A 12,131-nucleotide genomic window follows, 5' to 3' on the forward strand; every position below is an offset into this window, starting at 1 on the left:
CCGGCGGGAGGTTATTGTCAGAAACTGTAATCCACGGCGGCGAAATACCGGCGGCCATCTTCGTTATAGCTGTAATCGTCGCGGTTGAGATCTTTATCCGTCAGGTTCAGTACGCCTGCGCGAATTTTCACTGCTTTATTGACCGCATACGAACCGCCGGTGTTCCAGATGGTGTATCCGCCCGGCGTGGCGTTGTCGTCAGTGACGGTGCGGCTTTTGCCTTTGTAGTTAGCGGAAAGGTAGAAGCTCCAGGCATCCAGCGGTTTCCAGTCGAGCGTCGCGTTACTGGTGTGGAACGGCAGTTCGGACAACGGTTTGTTGCCGCCGTTACTCAGGTCGCGGGCGTCGTTGTAAGTGTAATTCAGCCTGAGGTTCAGCTGGTTGGTCAACGGTAAACCGAATTCGGTTTCCAGTCCGCGGATCCGCGCTTTGTTGACGTTGTAATACTGGAAGATCGGATTGCCGCTGGCATCGAAACCAGCAAAGTTCTGATACGTCGGTGCCAGACTGCGGTTAGCGGTGCGGATAACCGTGATCATGTCGTCGATATCGTTCTGGAATACTGTGGCGCTGGCGGTCACGTCTTCCCACATTCCTTCCTGACCGGCGTAATACAGGCCGAATTCCACGCTTTCGCTGGTTTCGGCTTTCAGATCCTTACTGCCTACCACGTTACAGCTGCCGCGGCACGAAGCGCTTTGCCAGTCAGGGCTGAGCTGTAAAAGCGACGGCGCTTTGAAGGCCGATGCCCAGCCGCCTTTCATCGTCACGGTGTCGGTGGCGTTGTAGACCAGATAGGCACGCGGGCTCCAGTTGACGCCGTAGTTTTCGTGGTCGTCCATACGCACGCCGCCAGTCAGCGCCAGACTTTCGAAGATCCGCCATTCATCTTCCAGGAACAGCGCGTACTGATTGGCCTGCGTGCTGCCGCCGTTTTTCATGTTCACGCCGTCTTCCAGTTTGTCGTTGCGGTATTCGCCGCCGAACGTCAGGAACTGGTTGTAATCGCCCAGCGGCACCACGACTTTGCCGTCGAGAGAATTGTTTTTCGAGGTGATGGTTTCGGCATTTTTATTTTCGATGTTTTCACCGTAGAAACGCAGTTCAGTATTCGCCAGTCCCCAGCGCCCATTATGGCCGACCGAGTAGTTTTCGCGTTCGATGCGGTTTTTATCCAACGTATCGGAATCGCGATCCTGGCGGTCTGCGCCGTAACCGAAAGTGATGTCCTGATCTTCATCCGGCGTCAGTGAAAATTCGACGTTGGCGTTGCGTGAGGTATAACCTTCGATACGTGGCTGACCGGTGCTGCCGCTGGCGGAACTGGCCTGATCTTTCTGCCGTTTACCCAGCGCGCCATACACTTTTACACCCAGTAAATCGTCAACCAGCGGGCCGCTGGCGAAGAAGTTGCCATTGCCGCTGTCGCCGCGATCGCGGTGTTCCTGAACGGTAGTGTCGGCGCTCAGCGTGCCGTGCCATCGGGTGCCAACTTTGCGGGTGATGATGTTGACCACGCCGCCCAGCGCGTCGGAGCCGTATAAAGATGACATCGGCCCGCGCACCACTTCGATGCGCTCGATTGATTCAGCGGGGATCCAGCTTAAATCAAAATCGTTATGGCGGAATACGGCGTTGCGGGAATTCACGCGTTTGCCGTCGACCAAAATCAGCGTATAGCCGCTGCCCAGTCCGCGGATACTCACGCCCTGACGGTTGTCGCTTTCATTGGTTATCTGCACGCCGGGAACGTCTTTCAGTACGTCTTTGAGGTTTTGTACCGGTTTCTTTTGCAGATCTTCGCGGGTGATCACGCTGATACTGGCGGGGGCATCTTTGAGATTTTGTTCGATGGAGGAAGCAGTCACCACCATCTGTTCTTCTTTTTCTTTCACTTCGCTGGCGTCTTCCGCCATCACCGGCATCGCGGCAGCAATAAGTTGCGCGAGCAGCCCGGCTTTAACCGCCGGTGTAAATTTAGCCTTAGCCATTTCTTCTCTCCGTGAGATAAAAAGCCCCGGCAGCCCGGAGCTGTGTCCCTATTACTCTGTCCAGTAAGTGCCGGTCGGTTCGACGGCGAGGAACTGTTTATAAAGTTGTTTTTGTGTTTGTTGCGGGTCGAGGTCGGCAAACTTCTGCGGATAAAACGCTTTAGCGAAGACCTGTACGGCCAGCACGTTGTACGGGGAATTGTAATAGTTGTGCCAGATGCCAAAACTGCGGCCATCTTCGACAGCTTTCAGCGTGCTGATGCCTTTACGCGCCAGCAGCGGTTTAAGGCTGGCACTCGCCTGTTCAGGCGTTGTCTGTGCACCCAGCACTAAACCGGCAGGCAACGAATCGCCCGCTTTTGGCGGTTTGGCGCCACCGCTGACCAGATACACGTCCGGCTGCGAGGCGATAACTTTTTCCAGGTTCACCTGACCGAGAGGGCCGGGCAGCAGAGGTTTGGCGATATTCACGCCACCCGCCTGGCTGATAAAATCACCCATATTGCCGTTACCGGCTGAGCGGCAGCATTCATCGGCCGTCGAGGCACGCAGCTCGATGAAGACTTTCGGTTTATCCTGCTCAGGAATGTCTTTGGTCACATCGGTGACGCGTTTGATATTGTCCTGATAGAAGCGGATATAGTCCTGCGCCTGTTTTTCGCGGTTCAGCACTTTGCCCAGCAGTTCCATACTTGGCAGGGTGTTTTTGAGCGGAGAGGTGCGGAAATCAACAAACACCACCGGTACACCGGCTTTCTGGAGTTGCTTCACCAGCTCGCTTTCTTTTCCCGGCCCGTGGCCAGATAAACCAAAGATCGCCAGTTGCGGGTTCAGCGTGAGCACTTTTTCAGGGCTGATGCTGTCGGCGCTGGTATTGCCAATCAGCGGGATTTTGTCGATTTGCGGGAATTTGGCCTGATACGTGGCATAGGTTTGCGGGTCAAGCTTACGGAAATCCCCCTGCCAGCCGACAATGCGGTCAAAAGGCTTCTGCCCTTCGAGCAGGGAAAGGGCGAAGAACAACCGGCCTTCTCCGAGCACTACGCGCTGAATTTCATCCGGCACCGTGACCGTGCGCCCGGCAATATCTGTTACGGTGACAGCCTGCGCCGTCATACTGATCAGCCCGAACGTGAGCCCTGCTAATCCGCCAGCAATTCGTTTGCCGGAGAGCGTACTGAAAGTATTCTGCTGATAATTCATCTTCTTCCGATTCCTTTACGTTTCCCTGAAGAGGCGGCAACATTAAAAGAAATGATAACGATTATCAATGCTGTTTACATTTCGTATCAGGCTGATGAATGAGACACGGCTGGAAACCGCCCGGAAAGGGCGGATCGAGTCACAGTGAAAGGGGGGTTAAATAAGATTAATGCAGATGGGAAAGGCTTGGGGCGCTGATACGCAGGCCGTCTTCGCAAAAGACCATGCAGCGTTTGGCATCGAACCAGGTGGTCAGGCTCTGATAAGGGTTGAATGCCATATCGCCCGGCAGCAGCATTTTAAAACCGTCGGTACCGTAACACTGGCCGAACAGATAAGTGCTGTTGCCCAACCGCTCGACCACTTCGCAGTTAAATTCCAGCACGTTTTCGGTTTCCTGCGAAAGCAGATGTTCAGGACGGATACCGAGCGTCACTTTATCGCCAGCCCCCAGTTCAGAGGTGCTTAGCGCTAACGTCAGGGTTTTCTCTGGTGTCAGGCGCACTTCGAGCCTTTCCGGCTGCCAGCTCAGGACTTCGGCAGGCAGGAAATTCATCTTCGGTGAACCAATAAAACCGGCCACAAACTGATTCACCGGATTGTAGTAAAGGTCCATCGGCGCGCCCATCTGCTCGACTTTGCCGTAATTCATCACCACGATTTTATCCGCCAGCGTCATGGCTTCGGTCTGATCGTGCGTCACGTAAACCATCGTAGTTTTCAGTTCCTGATGCAGCTTGGAAATGTGTAAACGCATATCCACACGCAATTCGGCATCGAGGTTAGACAGCGGTTCATCGAACATAAACACCTGCGGATTACGCACAATTGCGCGCCCGATGGCGGTGCGCTGACGCTGACCGCCGGAAAGCTGTTTCGGTTTTCTGTCCAGCAGATGAGAAAGCTGCAATGTTTTGGCGACCATCTCGACCTGATGGCGAATTTCCTCTTTCGGCACGCCGTTCACTTTCAGCCCGTAACCCATGTTTTCGGCAATCGTCATGTGCGGATACAGCGCGTAGGACTGAAACACCATCGCCACACCGCGCCGGGAAGGGTCGACGTCATTCACCCGCTGCTCGCCAATGTAAACGTCTCCTTCCGTAATATCTTCCAGTCCGGCAATCATGCGCAGCAGGGTGGATTTCCCGCATCCCGATGGCCCGACGAAAACGGTGAACTCGCCGTCCTCAATATCAATATTGATGCCATGCAACGTCACGGTTTTATCGAAACGTTTGACCACATTTTTAAGTCTGATGCTGGACATGTTTGACCTCATAAAGAATTCATACCGCTGATGTTTCGGACTATAACCACCTTGTGTAAACGTTTGCACAGGCGGGTTCGAATTTTGGAGAGAAGATCACACAATCCGCATCTTTTTGTAGTGATTTTTAGCTTGTAAGTTTAACGTATAACATAGATTTTATCCCGACATTAGCCCTCTGCAAATCAGCTTTTAAGGGTTTTTTAATGTTGCCGGTGGATTTAATGTCGTTACTAACCCTACAAAAATGTTATACCTTCACATTCAGGAGCAACAATGAAAATTACACACCTTACTGCCCTGGTAATGATGTCATTAAGTCTGAGCAGCCAGGCCGTCCGGGCAGCAGAGGGCCAGTTACTTGTCTGGGAAGATATTAAGAAATCTTCCGGTATCTCCGACGCGGTGAAAGATTTTGAAAAAGAGAACAACGTTAAAGTCGTTGTGCAGGAAACGCCTTATGCACAACAAACGGAGAAATTACGTCTGGATGGTCCGGCAGGTATCGGCCCCGACGTCGTCGTCATTCCCAATGACCAGTTAGGTACGGCGGTCGTGCAGGGTTTACTGGCGCCGCTGACGCTCGATAAAGCATTTACCGACAGCTTTACGCCGTCAGCCATCAACGCATTTCAGCTGAAAGGCCAGACTTACGGTGTGCCGAAGGCGGTTGAAACGCTGGTGCTGATTTACAACAAAGACCTGCTGCCACAGGCCCCGGCGAGCCTCGACGAGTATTACACTTTCTCCAAAGAAGAGCGGGCGAAAGGCAAATACGGCCTGCTGGCCAAGTTTGACGAAGTGTATTACGCCTACGGCGCGATGGCCTCAATGGGAGGCTACATCTTCGGGAAAGACGCCAAAGGCGAGGTAAACGTTGAGGATATCGGCCTGAATAAACCGGGCAGCGTCGAAGCCATCACTTACCTGAAAAAATTCTATGCCGGCGGATTATTCCCGGCAGGGATTGTCGGTGAAAACGGGCTTAACGCGATTGATTCACTGTTTACCGAGAAGAAAGCCGCAGCCGTCATCACCGGCCCGTGGGCTTTCCAGCCGTATGAGGCCGCGGGCATTAACTATGGCGTGAAAGCGCTGCCGCTGTTGCCAAACGGTAAACCGATGAGCTCGTTCCTTGGTGTGAAAGGGTATGCGGTATCGACCTACAGCAAGCAAAAACCGCTGGCCGAGAAATTCATCACCTTCATCAACCAGCCGAAATACGCCAAAGTGCGGTACGAAGTGACCAAAGAAATCCCGGCACTGACAGCACTGGTTAACGATCCGATGATCAAGAACGATGAGAAAGCCAACGCGGTGGCCGAACAGTCTACCCGCGCAACGGCGATGCCGGGTGTTCCGGAAATGCAGGAAGTCTGGGGCCCGGCCAACAACGGTATCCAGCTGGGTGTAACCGGCAAACAACCGGTCGAAGCTGCGCTCAACGATGCGGTGAAAAATATCCAGATGCAAATCGAGGCGGCGAAAGCCAGCAACGAGTGATCCGGTAACACACTTTGTACGTCTGACAGGAGGGCGTGAATTCACGCCCTCACCAGTGAAAGGAACATCTTTGTGTCTATGCGTCTTCATGAAGAAAATCAGGCGCCGCTCAACGCCAGTCATCATGCACCGGCTGCGCTGGGGCTGGCGCTGATCCCCGGTTTCGGGCAGTTCTATAACCGGCAATGGGCCAAGGGAGTATTGTTTTTTATCATTCTTATTTGTTTTGCCGGCGTCTTCTATGATTTCCTGCGTCAGGGATTATGGGGTTTGTATACGTTGGGCGAAGAAGTGCCGCGTGATAATTCCATATTCCTGTTAGCTAAAGGCATTATCAGCGTATTAATCGGGGCGTTTGGCGTGGGCTTTTATTACTGGAGTCTGCGCGATGCGTGGGCAAACGGTAAACGTCGTGATAAAGGCATGGAATTACCGAGTGTACGTAAGCAATATCATTTGCTTCTTCGCGAAGGCTTTCCGTATTTAATGATTACGCCGGGATTTATTTTACTGGTGTTTGTGGTGGTCTTCCCGATTATATTCGGCTTCTCGATTGCGTTTACCAATTACAATTTGTATCACACGCCACCGGCTAAATTAGTTGACTGGGTGGGCTTCAAAAATTTTATTAATATCTTCACGCTCAATATCTGGCGCTCGACTCTGCTGGATGTCCTTCAATGGACGGTAGTCTGGACGGTGCTGGCGACCACGCTGCAATGTACCGTGGGCGTGATGCTGGCAATTCTGGTGAACCAGAAAGATTTGCGCTTCAAGGCGCTGATCCGCACCGTGCTGATTTTGCCGTGGGCAGTACCGGGCTTTGTCACCATTTTGGTGTTTGCCGGAATGTTCAATGACTCTTTTGGCGTGATTAACAACGGTATTCTGGCGGCGTTAGGCATTGAGCCGAAATCCTGGCTGACGGACCCGTTCTGGACCAAAACGGCGCTTATCATGATGCAGACCTGGCTGGGTTTCCCGTTTGTATTCGCGATGACCACCGGCGTATTGCAGGCCATTCCGAACGATTTATATGAAGCGGCAACGATGGACGGTGCCAGCACGTGGAAGAAGCTTAAAACCATTACGTTGCCGCTGGTCTTATATTCCATTGCACCGATTATTATTACGCAATACACCTTCAACTTTAATAACTTCAATATTATCTATCTGTTTAATAACGGTGGTCCGGCAGTTGCCGGTTCAAATGCAGGCGGAACGGATATTCTGGTGTCGTGGATATATAAACTCACTATGTCATCTTCGCAATATGCCATTGCCGCGACCATTACGATTTTGCTGTCGATATTTGTGGTCGGTATTGCGCTGTGGCAATTCCGCTCAACCAATTCATTTAAACAAGATGATATGGCGTAACCGGGAGAAGGGTATGAGTAAGAACAGCAGTATTAAAAGAAACCGGTTTATCCGCCTGGGGTTGAGTTATTTCCTGTTGCTGATAGTGGCGGTCATTATTATTTATCCGCTGATCTGGACCGTCGGCGCGTCGCTGAATGCCGGTAACAGCCTGCTCAGTACGTCGATTATTCCTGAAAACCTGTCGTTCCAGCATTACAAAGACCTGTTTAACGGCGAAGTGAATTACGTCGGCTGGTACTGGAACTCGATGAAAATCAGTTTCCTGACCATGATCCTGACCCTGATTTGCGTCAGCTTCACCGCCTATTCGTTCTCACGTTTTCGCTTTAAAGGTCGTAAAGACGGGCTGATGCTTTTTCTGTTATTGCAGATGATCCCGCAGTTTTCGGCGCTGATCGCCATCTTTGTATTGGCGCAATTGCTCGGTCTGATTAACAGCCATCTGGCGCTGGTGCTGATTTACGTCGGCGGCATGATCCCGATGAACACTTATCTGATGAAAGGCTATCTCGATGCCATTCCAAAAGATCTGGATGAATCGGCGCGCATGGACGGCGCGGGTAATTTCCGCATTTTTATCGAAATCATCATGCCGTTATCGAAACCGATTCTGGCGGTGATCGCGCTGTTTTCCTTCACGGGGCCGCTGGGCGATTTCATTCTCTCCAGCACCATTTTGCGTACGCCGGATAAATACACCTTGCCGATTGGTTTGTACAACCTGGTCGCACAAAAGATGGGCGCGAATTACACCCTGTATGCCGCGGGCGCGGTGCTGATTGCCGTGCCGGTCGCCATTTTCTATCTCGCCTTACAAAAATACTTCGTCTCCGGCCTGACGGCTGGCAGTACAAAAGGATAATTCGATGACTTTCTTTTCTGAAAAGATTTTCAATAAAAGCGCAATGGCCTGCGTGCTGCTGGCGATGTCATTTTCTGTTGTGGCACAGGACGTGGTGATTAAAAAAGTCGCCAACGTCCCGGCGGATTTCATCAAAGGGGCCGACATCTCCACGCTGATTGATGTGGAAAAACACGGCGGCAAATTCTTTGATGAAAACCACAAACAGACCGACGCGCTGGTGATCCTCAGACAAAACGGTTTCAACTACGTGCGCCTGCGCTTGTGGGTGGATCCGAAAGACGCGCAGGGGCATCCGTACGGCGGCGGCAATAACGACCTGGCCACCACGCTGGAACTGGCGAAACGCGCCAAAGCGCAGGGTTTTAAAATCCTGCTCGATTTCCACTACAGCGATTTCTGGACCGATCCCGGCAAACAGTTCAAGCCGAAAAGCTGGGAGAAAATGGATTATCCGCAGCTGAAAACCACTCTTCATGATTACAGCCGCGAGGTCATCGCTAAGTTCCGCGAGCAGGGCACCGAGCCGGATATGGTGCAGGTCGGCAACGAAATGAACGGCGGAATTTTATGGCCGGAAGGCAAAAGCTGGGGTGCGGGCGGCGGTGAGTTTGACCGTCTGGCCGGGCTGCTGAATGCCGCAATTGCCGGTGTGCGTGCGGATGAAAAGAATCCGTCTGACATCAAAATCATGCTGCATCTGGCCGAAGGCACCAAGAACGATACCTTCCGCTGGTGGTTCGATGAAATCAATCAGCGCAAAGTGCCTTACGACGTCATCGGTCTGTCATTTTATACCTACTGGAATGGCCCGGTTTCTGCCTTACAGGCCAACATGGACGACATCAGCAAACGCTACAACAAAGACGTGATCGTCGTTGAAGTGGCGTACGGCTATACCACCAAAAACTGCGACGCGGCCGAAAACAGCTTTACGGAAAAAGAAGCCAAAGACGGCGGCTATCCGGGCACGGTGCAGGGACAGGCCGATTTCCTCAGCGACATGATCAAAAGTCTGGTCGCGGTGCCGGATCATCGTGGCAAAGGCCTGTTCTACTGGGAACCGACCTGGATCGCCGTGGACGGCGCAGGCTGGGCGACACCTGCCGGTATGACCTACATCAACGACCACTGGAAAGAGGGCAATGCCCGCGAAAATCAGGCGTTGTTCAACTGCGACGGTCAGGTTCTTCCTTCTATCAAAGTCTTCAATTAATCCCTTTTTCCCCGGCTTCATTGGCCGGGGAGTTTAACTTTCTTAAAGTTTCTAAGGACCCAACATGACGAAATTCCCTCTTCTGAGCAGTAAAATTTCCGGGCTGTTGCATGGCGCGGATTACAACCCGGAACAGTGGCTGGAAAGCCCTGATGTCCTGATCCGCGATGTCGAAATGATGAAAGAGGCACGCTGTAATGTCATGTCTGTCGGGATTTTCAGCTGGTCGGCGCTGGAACCCGAAGAAGGTCATTTTACGTTTGGCTGGATGGATCAGGTGCTGGACAGATTGCATGAAAACGGTATCTCGGTATTTCTCGCCACGCCCAGCGGCGCGCGGCCTGCATGGATGTCACAAAAATATCCGGAAGTCCTGCGTGTAGGCCGCGACCGCGTAAAAGCGCTGCACGGCGGGCGCCACAATCACTGCATGAGTTCGCCCGTGTATGCAGAAAAAGTGCAGCTGATGAACAGCGCGCTGGCGAAGCGTTACGCCCATCATCCGGCGGTGATCGGCTGGCATATTTCCAACGAATACGGCGGCGAGTGTCACTGCAACTATTGTCAGACCCGCTTCCGCGACTGGCTGAAAGCCCGTTATGTCACGCTCGATGCGCTGAACAAAGCCTGGTGGAGCACCTTCTGGAGCCACACCTATACCGACTGGGCGCAGATAGAATCGCCGTCGCCGCAGGGTGAAAGCGGCGTTCATGGCCTGAATCTTGACTGGCGCCGTTTTAACACCGATCAGGTTACGCGTTTTTGCAGCGACGAAATCCGCCCGCTGAAAGCGGAGAATCCGGCGTTGCCGGCGACCACTAATTTCATGGAATATTTCTACGATTACGATTACTGGAAACTTGCCAGCGTGCTGGATTTCATCTCGTGGGACAGCTACCCGATGTGGCACACCCGTAAAGACGATATCAGTCTGGCGGCTTACACCGCGATGTATCACGACCTGATGCGTACGCTGAAACAGGGCCAGCCATTTGTGCTGATGGAATCGACGCCGAGTTTCACCAACTGGCAACCGGTCAGCAAACTGAAGAGGCCGGGTATGCACATTCTGTCTTCCTTACAGGCAGTCGCGCACGGTTCGGATTCGGTACAGTATTTCCAGTGGCGTAAAAGTCGCGGCTCTTCAGAGAAATTCCACGGTGCGGTGGTCGATCACGTCGGGCATATTGATACCCGCGTCGGGCGTGAAGTGTCTGAACTGGGCGGGATTTTATCTGCACTTTCACCGGTGGCAGGCAGCCGAGTGGAAGCGAAAGTGGCGATTATATTTGACTGGGAAAGCCGCTGGGCGATGGACGATTCCCTTGGCCCGCGCAATCAGGGGCTGGAATATGAAAACACCGTCGCCGGTCATTACCGCGCGCTGTGGGCGCAGGGCATTGCGGTGGACGTGATCAACGCCGACTGCGATCTGACGGGTTATGACCTGGTGATAGCGCCGATGTTGTATATGGTGCGTGCAGGCGTCGGCGAGCGGATCACTGCGTTCGTACAGACCGGTGGCCGGTTTGTCGCGACGTACTGGAGCGGTATCGTTAATGAAAGCGATTTATGTTTCCTGAGCGGATTCCCCGGCCCGTTGCGCCCGGTACTCGGTATCTGGTCGGAAGAAATTGACAGTCTGACCGACGATCAGCACAACAGCGTCAGCGGTGTGGAAGGCAATGCGCTGGGGTTAAACGGCCCGTATCGCGCCTCTGCTTTGTGTGAAGTCATTCATCTGGAAGGCGCGGCTGCGCTGGCAACCTACGGCGATGATTTCTATGCCGGAATGCCTGCCGTAACCGTCAATCTGCTTGGCAAAGGGCAGGCGTATTATCTGGCTTCGCGTAACGATCACAACTTCCACACCGATTTTTATACCGCGCTGGCGAAAGAAATGCGGCTTCCACGGGCGATTGACACTGACCTGCCAGAAGGAATGACAGCAGCGCGGCGTACCGACGGTGAAAGTGAATTTATCTTCCTGCAAAACTATGCGGCGCAGAGCCAGACCCTCACCTTAACGGCGGATTACAGCGACATGGTGCATGGTGGAATATTACCTCGCAAACTGACGCTTCCGGCGTTTGGATATCAGATCCTGACACGCCGGTTATCTGCCCATTCTTAAGTTTTTATTTTAATACAGACGTGCAATCAGGTTTCCCGGTTGCACGTTTTTTTTCATTCCTGAAAGAGAGTGTTCATCATGGTAAATATTAAAGACTTTATGCATGTATTCTCTGCGAAGAATAAAACCCCTGAAAATGATATCCCGCCATCCACCGATGTGGTGTTATTAATCGAGGCACTTGGCGGACGAGATAATATTGTTAACGTTGATGCCTGCATTACCCGTCTGCGGGTGACGGTAAAGGAACTGAAACGTGTGAACTCTGGGTCTATCCAGCAGACTGGCGCGATTGGCGTGGTGATCATCGGTCAGGAAGTGCACGCCATATTTGGCAAGCAATCCGACAGCCTGAAGAAATTAATGACTGAGAAATTTGGCTTAAAAGGTCATTAAGGTTTTTTATTTAAATAACGTCAAAAATAAAGGCAGCCCGACACAAGGCTGCCTTTATTGTTTCTGCTTTGTATAAAATATAATAATGATGCTGCTGTGCGGAGAAAAAACGTAACGATCCCCTACAAGAGAAATTAAGTTTTTGTCTGTCGCTTTATAACAATGAGGATATT

At 52.3% G+C, this 12,131-nt stretch carries 9 protein-coding genes; 6 read left to right on the top strand and 3 right to left on the bottom strand.

The window, feature by feature from the left end; genetic code table 11:
* Positions 1-17: 17 nt before the first annotated feature.
* From cirA to J1784_RS19865, 3 genes are all read right to left on the bottom strand, one after another.
* Complete coding sequence (gene cirA, locus J1784_RS19855) at positions 18-1,991, bottom strand: catecholate siderophore receptor CirA (RefSeq protein WP_217150612.1); 1,974 nt, start codon at positions 1,989-1,991, stop codon at positions 18-20.
* A gap of 51 nt (positions 1,992-2,042) precedes the next feature.
* Positions 2,043-3,194 (bottom strand): ABC transporter substrate-binding protein, encoded by a 1,152-nt coding sequence (locus J1784_RS19860; RefSeq protein WP_217150613.1) that lies wholly within the window; start codon positions 3,192-3,194, stop codon positions 2,043-2,045.
* A 166-nt stretch (positions 3,195-3,360) separates the two neighbouring features.
* A complete protein-coding gene (locus J1784_RS19865) occupies positions 3,361-4,464 on the bottom strand; it encodes an ABC transporter ATP-binding protein (RefSeq protein ID WP_217150614.1) in 1,104 nt (367 codons plus the stop codon).
* Between the two features lie 276 nt (positions 4,465-4,740).
* Between J1784_RS19865 and J1784_RS19870 the strand changes: the two genes are divergently transcribed.
* The 6 genes from J1784_RS19870 to J1784_RS19895 all read left to right on the top strand — a co-directional run bounded on the left by J1784_RS19870 (position 4,741) and on the right by J1784_RS19895 (position 11,958).
* Positions 4,741-5,967 carry an extracellular solute-binding protein gene (locus J1784_RS19870; protein WP_217150615.1) on the top strand — a complete coding sequence of 409 codons (1,227 nt, stop codon included), beginning with the start codon at positions 4,741-4,743 and terminating at the stop codon, positions 5,965-5,967.
* Between the two features lie 78 nt (positions 5,968-6,045).
* Complete coding sequence (locus J1784_RS19875; RefSeq protein ID WP_217150759.1) at positions 6,046-7,347, top strand: carbohydrate ABC transporter permease; 1,302 nt, start codon at positions 6,046-6,048, stop codon at positions 7,345-7,347.
* Positions 7,348-7,360: 13 nt separating this feature from the next.
* Positions 7,361-8,212 (top strand): sugar ABC transporter permease, encoded by an 852-nt coding sequence (locus J1784_RS19880; protein WP_217150616.1) that lies wholly within the window; start codon positions 7,361-7,363, stop codon positions 8,210-8,212.
* Between the two features lie 4 nt (positions 8,213-8,216).
* On the top strand, positions 8,217-9,428 hold the full coding sequence (locus tag J1784_RS19885) for a glycoside hydrolase family 53 protein (RefSeq protein WP_217150617.1): 1,212 nt from the start codon (positions 8,217-8,219) through the stop codon (positions 9,426-9,428).
* Positions 9,429-9,492: 64 nt separating this feature from the next.
* Positions 9,493-11,562: a beta-galactosidase gene (locus J1784_RS19890; RefSeq protein WP_217150618.1), complete on the top strand. Its 2,070-nt coding sequence runs from the start codon at positions 9,493-9,495 to the stop codon at positions 11,560-11,562.
* Positions 11,563-11,640: 78 nt separating this feature from the next.
* Positions 11,641-11,958, top strand: a complete 318-nt coding sequence (locus tag J1784_RS19895) for a PTS sugar transporter subunit IIB (protein WP_217150619.1) — start codon at positions 11,641-11,643, stop codon at positions 11,956-11,958.
* The last annotated feature ends 173 nt before the right edge of the window (positions 11,959-12,131 follow it).

Source organism: Rahnella ecdela (assembly GCF_019049625.1).
In the GTDB taxonomy this organism is placed as follows: Bacteria; Pseudomonadota; Gammaproteobacteria; order Enterobacterales; family Enterobacteriaceae; genus Rahnella; species Rahnella ecdela.